This window comes from Peribacillus sp. NJ4 (assembly GCF_030348345.1).
Classification (GTDB): Bacteria; Bacillota; Bacilli; order Bacillales; family DSM-1321; genus Peribacillus.
In genome coordinates this window covers 1,542,701-1,556,090 of record NZ_JAUCFQ010000001.1, presented here as the reverse complement: position 1 = coordinate 1,556,090, position 13,390 = coordinate 1,542,701, and the positions used below count along the sequence as shown (strand labels likewise).

The following is a 13,390-nucleotide window of genomic DNA, read 5'->3' as shown; positions in this document are numbered from 1 at the left end:
TCCTATGTACAGAATTGGTGGATTCTCCCTTAAGTATACCATAGAGGACGGCTTTTCAAGAATAGATGATGGGGATCCAGAGTTCAAGAGGATGGGTTTCATGAAAGATATCCATAAAGAAAAGCCATAAGAGGACGGCTATTGGGGGGGAAATCATTTGAATCGCTGCATTCATAGAAAAGACCCCCTTACCAGAGGATTGATAGGTAAGGAGATCCTAATAAAAAAATCAGGAAGTCATGTTTTCCAAAGCTATTTTCATGGTATCCCTGACAATCATGATTTCTTCATTAGTTGGGATGACCATAACTTTCACGGGGGAATATGGTGTATTGATGAACGCTTCCTTACCCAAAGTGCGATTGAGATCCTTATCCCAATATACCCCCATGAATTCAAGTCCCTCCAAGATTTTCCCCCTAATGGTTTGACTGTTTTCACCGATGCCCGCTGTAAAAATGATGCCATCCACACCTCCCATTTTAGCTGAATAGGAGCCTATGTACTTATGAATCCGATCTGCAAACACTTCAAGTGCGAGTTCAGCACGCTCATTGCCTTTATCCGCTTCAACCTGAATATCGCGCAGGTCGCTGGAAAATCCGGAAAGGGCTAGAATTCCGCTTTTCTTATTCAGGACATCCAGCACTTCATCTGCTGTTTTTCCCGTCTTCTCCATGATATAAGGAATCAGCGCAGGGTCGATGTTGCCTGAACGCGTTCCCATTGTAACACCCGCCAATGGTGTAAATCCCATTGATGTATCAATCGATTTACCGCCCTTTATGGCAGTAATGCTTGCACCATTCCCTAAATGGCAGGATAACAAGCGAAGCTGTTCTATTGGGCGGCCAATCATTTCGGCAGCCCGCTGTGACACATATTTATGAGAAGTGCCATGAAACCCATACTTCCTTATTCCATAGTTTTCATAATATTCAAAGGGTAAGCTGTACAAATATGAACCCGCTTCCATCGTTTGATGAAAAGCAGTATCGAATACGGCAACCGCAGGAACATCACCAAGTATTTGCCTGAAGGCTTTTATTCCCGTGATATTGGCGGGATTATGAAGGGGTGCCAACTCGGAAAGCTTTTCGATTTCCTTGAGTACGTCCTCCGTAATCAAGACGGAGTCACTGAATACCTCACCACCATGCACAACCCGATGCCCTACGCCATCTATCTCTTCAAAGGAGTCAATGATGCGATGGTCAATCAGCTTTTTCAACAAAAGCCTTACAGCCACATCATGATTGGGTATATGCACCGTTTCAGATACATTTTCGCCTTCGACGCTCAAAGTGAATGTGGAATTTTTCAAGCCGATCCGTTCTACAAGACCCTTTGTAATTACGTTTTCACTTGGCATCACAAAAAGTTGAAACTTCAATGATGAGCTGCCAGCATTAATAGCCATGATTTTCGACATCCATCCTGCTCCTTTACTCTAAGATAGTACTTCCATTGTTCATTCCAACGACCGTGCAGTGTATAGTACAATCTTATCATGGCAAGCGGATTCAACCAAATATAATGAAAAATGAAAAAAAACACTCTTTCAAAAAAAAATGAAAGCCAATGCCTATGGCATCAGCTTTCAAAGACTATTTTTCCTCTTTAAACCAGTCATCCATCTGTTGCATGACAGACCTTGTCGCTTCAAAATCCGAAAGCTTCGGGAGTTGTACGAGCAGTGCCTTCTTCGGGGCTTCGATACCCTCTTTTTTCTTTTGAAGAATCAGGATGCTTTTCGCAGCCGCTTCACTTTTAAACATGGAAAGCGGCAGTTGCACCATCCCTTGGATATGTGTATGCTTCTTCAGGAAATCATTGAGTTTCGGCGCTTCCTCCGAGACGAACAAGTTATTCGGGACAATGAAGAATAGGTGTCCGCCATCCTTGACATGTTTAACACTTTGCTCAATAAACAAATGGTGTGCATACGAATGTCCATTATCGGCCTTCAATTCATATTCAGCTGAACGCACATCATTCGGGTAATAACCAATCGGCAAATCACTGACCACAACATCCGAAGGATCGATGAAAAGCGGCTCCAAGCTGTCCTGGTTGAAAAATTGCATCGGATGTTCTTGCAGGTTGGCACCTGCATAAGCAAGCCTGATCAAGGTTTCATCAATCTCGACACCATATGATGCGATGCTTTTATCTGTAAGTTGATTCAAGATCGCAAATAGTAAGTTCCCCGTTCCGATGGCCGGATCGAGCATGACTAACTCTTTTTGATCCTTGGTGAATTTACCGACTAAATAGCTGACGAACATGCCGACTGCATCCGGGGTCATATGATGATTCGGTTGAACACTCTGCTGCATGCCTTTTAAAATAGCAAGCTGGTACGCTTTACGAATTGCTTCCTTCTCATATTTCTCAGGTGAAAAATCTGCATAATGCTTCACTAACCTTTTCTTCGATACTTCACTGATTTCCTCCTGCAGGACTTTCCCTTGGAAGAAATTCTCGCCCGTTTCACCTAGGGCATCCAGATACGTACATGATAGTTCACTTTGCAATATTTGGGCTGTTTCATCAAATTCATAAAATAATTGTTCAACTGGGGTAGACTTCACTTATTAATTCCTCCTGTTTGCTTCTGTCCCTATTTTAAAGGTAAGAAGAAAGAGATACAAGCCGGACGCCCTACTTATCAACCTTCGTTTGTTTAACGTACTGTTTTCCTATATGAAAGTCCGTATATAAGGAATCTCTCGCGCGCCACTTTTTTCAAAATTTTTAACCATGAGTAATTAAAAGGTAAATGAAATACAAGGTGTACAATTTGGACGTTGATTTCCGCTCCAGGCACTCGCTTTCCGCGGGCGGTCTGGGAGCCTCCTCTCCAATCATCTTTGTTATAAAATTTAGATATAAACCATACCCGAGGAGTTGAAGATATTGCTTTGGGTCAGTTGGTTCGGGAACATCATTTTATCACAGTTACGTTTTCCGAAGCCCTTTTGTCTACAAACTGAAATACAGGGTTGTTGCCCTGTATTTTTTATTGCTTGGAAAGGCTCAATGAATTCCCAAACAGAATACCATACAGGAGGTGGTGATCATATGGATAATGAATATCAATACTATCATGGGCCGGTTAATCCGATAAATCAGCAACATGATACACAGTCAGCAGATGAATTCAACAGGCAACAACAAGGATTTCAACAAGGTTTTAGACAAGGATTTCGGCAAGGGTATCGACAAGGGTATCGAGATGGATATCGAGCTGGGCAACAAGCGGGGTTTTTTCCAGGACGACAAATGCCGTCGTGGCCTAATGAAATTGACATAAAAGTTGGTACACCTAATGGTCAAGAGTGGTCTGGCAAGATTGTTTTACCACTAAATGGTCCGATTTTGGAGCCATAACAAAATCCAGCATATAATAAAATGAACCTGTCAAAAAATAATACAACACAATGCACTCTTAAAAACAAAAAACCGGGCACTTTGTGCCCGGTTTCTTAGAGTTCGCATCTTATTTTGCCGCTTTAGCCGCTTCGATTGCACCTTCGTAATTTGGATGGTTGGTACCTTCACTCACATATTCTACATATGTGATTTCATCAGAGCTGTTCACTACGAATACAGAGCGAGCCAATAGACGAAGTTCCTGCATGACGACACCATATGCTTCACCGAATGAAAGGTCACGGTGATCGGAAAGAACTTGAACATTGTCCAAGCCACTAGCAGCACACCAGCGTTTTTGCGCGAAAGGAAGATCGTTACTGATCGTCAGTACTTTCACATTATCCAATTTTGCCGCTTCTTCATTGAATTTACGTGTCTGTGCATCACATACACCTGTATCCACGGATGGAACCACGCTGATAATGCGGACAGAACCTTTGGAGTCGCTTAATGTAACCGGTGATAAGTCATTAGCCAATACTGTAAAATCCGGTGCTTTGTCCCCAACTTTTAGTTCTGGTCCCACTAAAGTGATCGGGTTGTTTTTAAATGTAACTGAAGCCATTAATAATTCCTCCCTTTTCTGCTATATGTACAAGCATAATAATATTTGTTTTACCGGAATTTTGCAATTAATTGAATTGGGAAATGTGAATGGTGCTTGCAATGACATCCAAGCTTTTTATGGTGTAATGCAGACTGCAGCAAAAAGAAAACTCGGCGGATGCCGAGTCGCTGTTAGAAATCTATATCCTGTTTAGGTTCTTGGTACCTCTTTACAGCTGGTTGACTGCCGCCTTGATTACTGCCTTGATTTTGATTACTGTCTTTCTTGGATAGCATGGACTGAATCTTATCGACGACTTGTGGAGCTAAATCCATCATTCTTTCGAGAAGGTGCGTCCCTTCATCCAGATGAATCATTTTCACGCCATGGGAACCGACAATCAAAAAGGCAATTGGTGTTATGGAAACCCCACCGCCGCTACCGCCTCCAAAAGGCTGCTTGGAAACACCTTGCTGTCCTTGATGGTTTCCATCCATAACAAATTCGCTGCCACCGGCTGCAAAACCAAATCCAACTTTGGAAACGGTTAAAATGACACTTCCATCCGGAGTTTCCACCGGATCTCCGATGATCGTGTTCACATCGACCATTTCTTTCAGATTTTCCATCGCTTCTTTCATTAAACCTTGGATCGGATGATCTGACATTTAAATTCCTCCACTCTAGAACGATTGTTTATTGGAATCACCTGATAGCTTCGCTAATTTCCTGGACTTGAAACGCGGCTTTCCGCCTTTCCAATAACGAAGCAGTTTTATTCCAGTCACCATAGCCTGCCCGATTCTAAATTGTAATATGCAGGAAATCGACGTATTGGCCTGCCATCTCTGAAAGTCGGGTGTAATGGAATATGAGGGCATGATCCGGAAGTTGAAATAGGTTGTCAGCAAACCGATGATTGAACCTTTAAGTGCCCAGCATGCTCCTGTTAAAACACCGGTGTGTGCAGCGTTTTTAGTACCGACCATACTATGCCAGGTGAACTTTTTGACTTGGACTTTCCCTGCGAATTGACGGACGATCCTATGAAATCCGACAATATGCTGAAGCATTTCCAGACTGTCTGCGAATCCGTCACGCATATCTTCGGGTGTGATTTTTTTCTTTTCTTTCTTTTCGGTTTTTCCGTTCATTTCTTGCTCTTCCTTTACTACTACAGTTGCCGAGTCAGCTTCCATTTTGATGACCGGAACCTTGAATGTATAGTGAAAAAGCCCATACCAAGCTGATAATTTAATATGTATTCGGTCATTCGTTTGGACACGTTTGTAGTCGATGGACAATCTTACTTTAGTAAAAACAACAATAAGCAGCACCAAAATGAGGATACCCATAATCAACAAAAGCCACTTCATGCACCCACACCCCTTCAAGCTATCATTATCGGCATATGCAAAAAAAATAAACCTGCAAAAGCGAATATCCGCTCTTACAGATTTATTAATGGAAGAAAATCACCTTCTGATCAAAACAACACCCGTGTCAGCAAAAACATCATGCAAAGCCTGTTTCTTCGGTAATAGGCCTGCCAAGAGATAGCCAATCCAAGTGACTTTTGAAATATAGCGGCCAACCAACTCCCTGAACAATACCGTACCCCATGTAATGGTTTTTGCCCCTTCCTTCAATGCAACGACTTTCAGTCCAAAAATCATCTTGCCAAGGGTTTGGTTCAAGAATTTGGTCATCAAAACAAAGTATAAGAAAAATACGATCCCTGTTAAGAAACCCTCTGCGGAAAACCAAAGATCATCTGTCCCTTCATAAAATTTGAAGATGGGATGAATCAAAATCCGGTTCAAACTTCCGATAACCAGCAGATCGGCTAAATAGGCCCAAAACCTCATCCAAAAACCAGCAAAATGCACTTTCATGACTTCGCCATCATCCACTGCCTTCTTGGCTGGTGTAAATTCCTGCTGAACGGGAACCCCTTGATCTGCCCTTAGATTGGATGAAGCGATTTGTTCATTGTTTTCATTTCGTTCCGTCATCCTTCAGCCCCCCTATTCCGCATACAAATACATTAAGCGTGGAGAATTTGAAGAGGAAAGGATTTTTGTCAAGACTGCCGTTTCCACATCATTTCCCAACATTTTTTGCGCTCCCATACTGAATAATGAACCGAAACCTGCCTCATCTGTATAACGGATAACTTGTGCATCTTTATTACCGATATCCGTTTTCATCGCGGCAATTACATCATCCAAATGGCCGAAATCATCTATTAGATGGTTTTCTTTAGCCTGACGCCCATCATAGATGCGGCCATCGGCGATTTCCCTTACTTCCTTCTCTGTCATACCGCGTCCGTCTGCAATGATTTTTACAAATTGATCATAAGAATTATCAATCATGTCTTGGAGGATTTCACGTTCATCTCCAGTCATTTCCCGGGTCGGACTCATTATATCTTTGTGTGGTCCGCTTTTGATGGTTTCGAACTCAACACCATACTTCTTGGCTAACTTTTCGTAATTATACCCCTGCATGATGACACCAAGTGAACCCGTCATCGTTTCTGGGCTAGCGTATATCTTATCGGCTGGTGCAGAAATATAATATCCACCGGAAGCCGCCACCGACCCCATTGAAACATATACAGGTTTTTTCACTTTTTTAATATCAAGGATCTTGTCATGGATCTCCGCACTTTCGACGACTCCGCCGCCTGGAGAATTCACCCTTAGTATGATTCCTTTGATATCATCATTTTCCTCTGCCATCTTCAACTTATCCATGAAGGCACGGTGATTATATGTTGTCGAACTCAGTAATGAAGCTTCTCCTGTATCTTGAATCGTGCCCTCTACATCAAATACGGCAATGACATTAGTTAAATCATCGCCTTCTATGACTTCCTCGTAAAATGCACTTTCGGAAGCAAATAATCCATCAATGATATTTTCCGTATCCGCTGTAAATAGAGTCGTAGACACCCCTACAGCAATGGAAACAAAAAATAAAACGGCTGCAATTCCAAGTGCTGCCCAACGCTTTCCATTCATCTGTTTTCCCCCTTAAATATATGTATCCTTCTTACCATACGAACTGCATACAAAAATGTTTCATTCCATGATAAAACAAGACATATAAAATTGTAGCAAATAATCCTCAAATTGGAAATGAATTGGTGCATTTTGCATGATCTGCATTTACCTAAACAGGAAAAAGTAAGACCTTTCATCACTGCACATTCTAGGGGGAAACATTATATACAGCGAAAAAATATTATTTTCAAGTTACAATTCATAGATGCAGAAAAGTTTGCTCCCTCATGAAAAAAAAAAAAAAAAATAGCATCGTTTATTCATGCAAGAGTGTACATTCTTTCTTTTCGATACCCTTCCTCAAAGGAATAACAAAAGTGCTTTATTCATGCTAAAATAAATCACATAAACGTGTACGAAGTGTAGCCGCTTTTGTACTTTCGCTTTCCTTTGTCGCGGAAAAAGTAAGCCTTTTCATCACTATTCATACTAGGGGGGAACATGATGAACACTCGAAGGAATATTTATTTTTTCCATGCTCCGAATGCAGAGATGCTTAACAAGGTCGAATACTTATCAGGCTTGGCGAAGCAACATTCGTATGAAGTCATCCAAGATTTCACAAAAGCGAATATCATCGTTAGCATCGGTGATGACGGCACATTCTTACAGGCAGCCCGTAAAACTGGATTCAGGGATGACTGTTTATATGCGGGTATTTCCACCACAGGCAACTTGAATATGTATTGCGATTTCCACTTGGAAGACACGGATAAAATGATCGATGCCATGACAAGAGAGCAAATCGAGGTGCGTAAATATCCAACCATCGAAATCCAATTGGACGATCAGCCCTCCTTTTATGCCCTCAATGAACTAAGTATCCGGTCTTCCATCACCAAAACGTTCATCATGGATATTTTCATTGATCAACTCCATTTTGAAACTTTTCGCGGGGACGGTATCATCATTGCGACTCCGACCGGAAGCACCGCCTATAATAAATCGGTCAATGGGGCCGTTGTGGATCCCCTTCTCCCTTGCTTTCAAGTGAGTGAGCTTGCTTCCATCAATAACAATACCTATCGGACCCTGGGTTCTTCATTCATCCTGAGCGGAGACAAGACGTTGACCGTCCACCTTGAACAAAACGGGCCAAGCTATCCGATCATCGGAATGGACAATGAAGCATTAAGCATCAACCATGTCGAAAAGGTAAAGGTCCGGTTAAGCGGTAAAGTCATCAAGACCGTCAAGCTAAAAGACAATTCCTTTTGGGAAAAGGTTAAAAGGACCTTTCTATAACGAACTAAAGGTACCGGATATGATATCCGGTACCTTTATATATGATAAAAATCTTTGGTATTTTGATAAAGGATTTCATAGACATCCTCAACAGGCAATCTTTTAACCGAAGCGATTTGACGCACACTGTCATGCATCATGCCGGGATGGGTCCATTTACCTTTGAAAACTCCTTCAAACGGCCATGGGCCATCCGTTTCAATCATCATCAGCTTAAGTGGGTATGCCGAAACCAATTCCTGTATTTCCCTCTCATAACAAACATCAGGTGTAATCGAAATGCTGTAGCCCTTTTCGGCCATTCGTTCGATTGTCCGGATATCACCTTTAAACCAATGAAAGTGTGCCTTTGTGATTTGATGTTTTTCCAAAAGATCGCAAACGATAGGTGCATCATCATGGACGGCATGAAGAATAACCGGCTTTTCAACCTCTTTAGCTAAAGCCAGGAACCTCTCCAGTATCTCTATATACGCTGAGTGATCAATATCGGGATTTTCCTGCCTTAAGTAATAGGGCAGCCCAACCTCACCTATAGCAAACATATTGTGCACATGCACCCTTATCCAGTTCAATAATTCGTCCACTTCTTCATTACTCGGGAGGGGCTGCTCTGGATGAAAACCGAAGGCAGGCTTAATTCGTGAATCTTTGCGTGAAAGCTGATAATTGTTAATGGAAGAGGTCAAATTCATGGAAACAGTCAGTAACGATTCCACATGAACCTTGTCCATATCAGTTAGAATCTGCTTCTGCTCACTTTCTTCATACCTATCCAAATGGATATGGCTGTCGATGATTCTCAAGTTTAGTCGCCTCCTTAATTAAGTCGAAACAGTTGGCTTTAGTGCTGCATATAATTCTCTCTTCAAATGGAAAAATTCATCACTAAGCAGCTGTTCTTCACTTCTTGGCCTTGGAAATGGCACTGCCACTTCTTTGATGACAGCAGCGGGTTTTGCTGATAACACATATATTCTATCTGAAAGGAAAACGGCTTCATCGATGCTATGCGTAACAAAAAGCACCGACCTCCGATTTTCTTCCCAAACGGACAGCAGCCATTTTTGCATTTGCAATCTTGTCAGTTCATCCAAGGCAGAAAAGGGTTCGTCCAGGCACATCAAGTCCTGTTGACTTAAGATACTCCGAATGAATGCGGCCCTTTGCTTCATGCCTCCAGATAATTCATGCGGATATGCTTTCTCGTACTCTGCTAATCCAGCTTTCACCAAAAGGGCTTTTGCCTTTTCTTTATCTCTGATCCCAGCAAGCTCGCTTCCAAGCAAAACATTTTCCAATACCGTTCTCCAAGGTAAAAGGGAAGGCTGCTGCGGCATATAGCTTATATGGCCCTTTAAGCCATTTATCTTTTTACCGTCCAGCGAAATGTTGCCATGATCCGGCTTCAAAATACCGCCTATCAAGTGGAACAATGTACTTTTACCACTGCCGGATGGCCCAAGGATTGTGACAAATTCCCCATCTCCCACATGGAAATCCATATTCTCTAAAATATTCTGTTTACCATCGAAAGAATAGGAGACATCTTTAATTTCCAGCTTCATCCTTTGCACCCTCCTTTATCTTCCATGAAACTAAGTGTTTCTCGAGGAAGGTGATGATCCCAAAAAAGAGCAAGCTCATTCCCATAATGATGAAAATGGCAACAAACACCCGATCTGTCCTGAACGCAGAGGAAGCGAGCGTCATATAAACACCAATCCCCGACTTTGCCCCAAGCCATTCCGAAATAACCGCACCCATTACACTATAGGTGGCCGAAATTTTCAGGCCCGAGAAAATGAACGGGATCGAGTGAGGAAGTTCAAGCTTCCAAAATAACTGGTTTTTTCCCGCTCCCATCATCTTGAAATAATGCTTGAGTTCGTATGGTGTCTGGCGAAAACCGTCCAATGAAGCAACCGCAACCGGAAAAAAACATACTAGCGAAATGACGATTAACTTAGGCATCATGCCAAAGCCAAACCAAATTACTAAAAGCGGTGCCAAAACTATGATAGGTATATTTTGTGATAGTATGAGCAGAGGGTAAACCGCGTCCTTCACGCCTGGAAACAGATGTAGGATTGCCGCGATTAATAATCCAATGCAGCTTCCAATAAAAAAACCCGATAACGCAAGCTCAGTTGTTGATGTAAGGTGACCAAAAAGATTCTGGGACGACTCAATTCCTTCAATGAAAATGGCCGACGGAGCGGGAAGCAGCCATTTTTCAACCTTTAATAAGACTGTCACTGACTCCCATATTATCAGCAACAATAATAAAAGAAAGAAGGGAGCCCCCTTCTTCCAAATTCCCCTTCCGGTCATGCCCGATATTTCTCCGTTAACGTATCCATCGTAATTCCGCTCGGCTGAAATAATATTTTCACTTGGGATATGACATTCGGCGAGCCTAATTCAATCATTCTTACATTCATTTTTTCTATCACGGCAAAAAGTTCGGAAAGCTCACCCTCCATTGTCGTTTCAAGCGGGTGAACCTCATACTTGACACCTGATTCATCAATGATCTTGATTGCTTCGTCGACCAAAGGGATGACATCCCCTTTAGGAATGATTTGTATACTAATTAATGAATTGGCCATTGTATTTCCTCCTATTTTGGTAAAAATTCATTGGTAAATGCTTTTTCAGGATTGAAATCACCTTCAAGAAGCTTATTTTCCGTCATCCAATCACTGTAATTCTTCCAAATTTCAAGCTTTTGTTCACCCCAACGCGGAGCATCATCCTGATACTTAGCTGCAAGCCACTCCTGGCTTTTCTTCACTAGTTTTGCATCAAGATCCGGGGCAGACTTAATTAGCATGTCTGCTGCATCACCAGGGTTCTTTATCGCAAACTGGTACCCTTTCGAAGCTGCATGAACGAATGCTTTAACAGTCTCGGGATCCTCTTTTATCATCTTTTCATTCGTTGTCAAAACAGGTGTATAGTAATCGAGCTTATCCGAGTATTCGGTTAAGTAAACCATATTAAGCTTTTCATTTCGCAACTCAGCCTCAATACCTGTCCACCCATAATATATCCAGGCAAAATCTATATCCCTTTTAACCGAAGTGAAAAAATCCGTGTCTCCTGTATTCACTATATCCACTTTATTTACATCCGCATTTTCTTCTTTCATGAGTGAATCAATGATGGCCTTTTCAACCGGAGACCCCCAGCCACCATATGTTTTCCCTTCAAAATCCTTGGGTGTTTTAATGTTTTTTGCCTCAGGTGAAGCAAATCCAGATGTATTGTGCTGGATAACAGCAGCTACCGAAACAATCGGGACGCCTTGCACGCGGGCCTGCGTAATGCCCTCCTGGTAGCCCACGCCAAATTCGGATTTCCCTGAAGCGACAAGCTTATCAGCTCCAGCTTCACCTGGCATGATAATATCCACATCCAGACCTTGTTCTTTAAAATATCCTTTTTCCTTGGCTACATACAAACCTGTATGGTTTGTATTCGGTGTCCAATCGAGCACGACCGATACCTTTTTTAATTCTTTATTGCCTTCATTTTTAGATGCTTCTTCTTTTTCATTAGTTCCGCCTGCACCGCATCCAGCCAAAAGGTACAACGAAGTCAACAGTGGTAAAAATTTATTCAAGTTATTATCCTCCTACACATCATATAAGATCCATATGCCGGAACCATAATGGGGCGCCAGGGTCTATAAAAATACAAAAAACGCCCGAAGATGAATTCGGACGTTAACATACAAAACAGAAAGTCAGTAATAATATGTTCCCTCCGCTGGCATCATCCAGATCAGGTTCAAAGAGTCAGCATCTAAAGGACGCAATCTCAGCCAGCTTTACTGGCCCCCCTACATTTCTCGCACATATGAACTTTTCTCTCTCATTATATCAATTCATTCAGAAAAGGGAATACTAATTTGCTCCTTCTCCCTAATTGGAAAGGTATTCCTCCTAAATGTTTAGCACAGCCACCAAAACATCTTTTTGGAAAATGATAATCATTGTAAGCAAAATGATCATCCCTCTTGCCATACCAATCATTCTCGGTTGCCATGATGCCTGAAATGCTCCAAATGGTCATTTCTTTGCATGCATTCATATAATGAGCATTACCTGTAGACTTTTTTGTGTACTGGTTTTATAAACCCTTCATTTCATAAACAAAAGGTGGATATGATCATGATAAAGATTAATCACAAATGGTTAGATGTCAGTCAAATCCAACCAGGTGTAGCATCTGATACATCGCTTGAAATTCTCCAATTGCTGGCGGAAGATTCTAACGTTTTTGAATACCGGAACTTCGGATACCTTAATTTCGATATACAACTGAGGCACCGAGTCATCGAGGCCGCCATTTCGTTAGATAAAAGCAGTCCAGAATTTTCCACGCTTGATGAATCGGCAAGCAATGAACAATATTGGCGCGTTTCAAAGGATGGCACATTTACCCTTCAGCCAGGGATTCCCCCTCATGCCGCACTCCTGGACATTTTCTTGAATGGAAGGCTTTACGCCTTCGAATGCGGTACAGCGATAGTCGTCACTTTTTTAAAGGCCATTTTGGATTTAATCGGTCCTAGGAATTTTGACTATCTTTTTTCAAACGTATTTCTATATAACTTTCGCCCTCCAAGCAATATGGCTCTTGATATTCATCAAGGAACGGATTATTTACCAGGGGATTGCGTTTACTTCGAAAACCCTGATCACGACTTGGAAACTCCTGAATGGCAAGGTGAAAATGCCATATTATTAGGGAACAACCTCTTTTATGGACACGGGATCGGGATTACCACTGCACAGGGAATCATCGATGAATTAAATAGCAATAGAAAGCCGAACGCCACCATATCGGCATTCCTGACAACGCATATCATTAACTTGGATAGTTCCTTCTATAGCCAATTCCTGGAAAATAACCCTCGTGCAATGCCCGTTCACAGTCCTGTCAGCCTTTCCAATTGTATTGTTTCTGAAATAGGTCCGAAGATTTACCTTTCATGACCCTGGCATTTCCCCTATGCCGTAAAACCGTTTTATTATATACCGGCATAAAAAAATGCTTGGGAGAGATCTCCCAAGCATTT

General features: G+C 42.0%; 15 protein-coding genes and 1 riboswitch. Of the genes, 3 read left to right on the top strand and 12 right to left on the bottom strand.

Going from position 1 to position 13,390, the window contains the following annotated elements; all coding sequences use genetic code 11:
• Positions 1-229: 229 nt before the first annotated feature.
• A complete protein-coding gene (locus QUF94_RS07825; RefSeq protein ID WP_289315360.1) occupies positions 230-1,432 on the bottom strand; it encodes an acetate kinase in 1,203 nt (400 codons plus the stop codon).
• Positions 1,433-1,607: 175 nt separating this feature from the next.
• On the bottom strand, positions 1,608-2,594 hold the full coding sequence (locus tag QUF94_RS07820; protein WP_289315359.1) for a class I SAM-dependent methyltransferase: 987 nt from the start codon (positions 2,592-2,594) through the stop codon (positions 1,608-1,610).
• 448 nt (positions 2,595-3,042) lie between these two features.
• Here QUF94_RS07820 and QUF94_RS07815 point away from each other — a divergent pair, with 448 nt between their 5' ends.
• Positions 3,043-3,393, top strand: coding sequence for a hypothetical protein (locus tag QUF94_RS07815; protein ID WP_289315358.1), 351 nt, complete (start codon positions 3,043-3,045; stop codon positions 3,391-3,393).
• A 109-nt stretch (positions 3,394-3,502) separates the two neighbouring features.
• Here QUF94_RS07815 and tpx read toward each other — a convergent pair whose 3' ends face one another.
• The 5 genes from tpx to sppA all read right to left on the bottom strand — a co-directional run bounded on the left by tpx (position 3,503) and on the right by sppA (position 7,014).
• A complete protein-coding gene (gene tpx / locus QUF94_RS07810) occupies positions 3,503-4,003 on the bottom strand; it encodes a thiol peroxidase (protein ID WP_289315357.1) in 501 nt (166 codons plus the stop codon).
• A gap of 173 nt (positions 4,004-4,176) precedes the next feature.
• Positions 4,177-4,653, bottom strand: a complete 477-nt coding sequence (gene ytfJ, locus QUF94_RS07805; protein WP_289315356.1) for a GerW family sporulation protein — start codon at positions 4,651-4,653, stop codon at positions 4,177-4,179.
• Between the two features lie 15 nt (positions 4,654-4,668).
• Complete coding sequence (locus QUF94_RS07800) at positions 4,669-5,361, bottom strand: DUF2953 domain-containing protein (protein ID WP_289315355.1); 693 nt, start codon at positions 5,359-5,361, stop codon at positions 4,669-4,671.
• A 99-nt stretch (positions 5,362-5,460) separates the two neighbouring features.
• Positions 5,461-6,000 carry an RDD family protein gene (locus QUF94_RS07795; protein ID WP_289315354.1) on the bottom strand — a complete coding sequence of 180 codons (540 nt, stop codon included), beginning with the start codon at positions 5,998-6,000 and terminating at the stop codon, positions 5,461-5,463.
• 12 nt (positions 6,001-6,012) lie between these two features.
• Positions 6,013-7,014 (bottom strand): signal peptide peptidase SppA, encoded by a 1,002-nt coding sequence (gene sppA, locus QUF94_RS07790; RefSeq protein WP_289315353.1) that lies wholly within the window; start codon positions 7,012-7,014, stop codon positions 6,013-6,015.
• Positions 7,015-7,500: 486 nt separating this feature from the next.
• On the opposite strand from sppA, the gene QUF94_RS07785 reads away from it, so the two are divergent.
• Complete coding sequence (locus QUF94_RS07785) at positions 7,501-8,301, top strand: NAD kinase (protein ID WP_289315352.1); 801 nt, start codon at positions 7,501-7,503, stop codon at positions 8,299-8,301.
• A gap of 35 nt (positions 8,302-8,336) precedes the next feature.
• On the opposite strand, the gene QUF94_RS07780 is transcribed toward QUF94_RS07785, so the two are convergent.
• From QUF94_RS07780 to QUF94_RS07760, 5 genes are read right to left on the bottom strand one after another with little or no spacing between them, the layout of a single operon-like run.
• Positions 8,337-9,107: a TatD family hydrolase gene (locus QUF94_RS07780; protein WP_289315351.1), complete on the bottom strand. Its 771-nt coding sequence runs from the start codon at positions 9,105-9,107 to the stop codon at positions 8,337-8,339.
• Between the two features lie 18 nt (positions 9,108-9,125).
• Positions 9,126-9,869 carry an ABC transporter ATP-binding protein gene (locus QUF94_RS07775; RefSeq protein ID WP_289315350.1) on the bottom strand — a complete coding sequence of 248 codons (744 nt, stop codon included), beginning with the start codon at positions 9,867-9,869 and terminating at the stop codon, positions 9,126-9,128.
• Positions 9,853-10,635, bottom strand: a complete 783-nt coding sequence (locus QUF94_RS07770) for an ABC transporter permease (RefSeq protein WP_289315349.1) — start codon at positions 10,633-10,635, stop codon at positions 9,853-9,855. The genes QUF94_RS07775 and QUF94_RS07770 overlap by 17 nt, the downstream gene beginning before the upstream one ends.
• Positions 10,632-10,913 (bottom strand): thiamine-binding protein, encoded by a 282-nt coding sequence (locus tag QUF94_RS07765; protein ID WP_289315348.1) that lies wholly within the window; start codon positions 10,911-10,913, stop codon positions 10,632-10,634. The genes QUF94_RS07770 and QUF94_RS07765 overlap by 4 nt, the downstream gene beginning before the upstream one ends.
• An 11-nt stretch (positions 10,914-10,924) precedes the next feature.
• Positions 10,925-11,929 (bottom strand): ABC transporter substrate-binding protein, encoded by a 1,005-nt coding sequence (locus QUF94_RS07760; protein ID WP_289315347.1) that lies wholly within the window; start codon positions 11,927-11,929, stop codon positions 10,925-10,927.
• Between the two features lie 121 nt (positions 11,930-12,050).
• Positions 12,051-12,160, bottom strand: a riboswitch (TPP riboswitch).
• A 319-nt stretch (positions 12,161-12,479) separates the two neighbouring features.
• On the opposite strand from QUF94_RS07760, the gene QUF94_RS07755 reads away from it, so the two are divergent.
• On the top strand, positions 12,480-13,307 hold the full coding sequence (locus QUF94_RS07755) for a protein-glutamine gamma-glutamyltransferase (protein WP_289315346.1): 828 nt from the start codon (positions 12,480-12,482) through the stop codon (positions 13,305-13,307).
• The last annotated feature ends 83 nt before the right edge of the window (positions 13,308-13,390 follow it).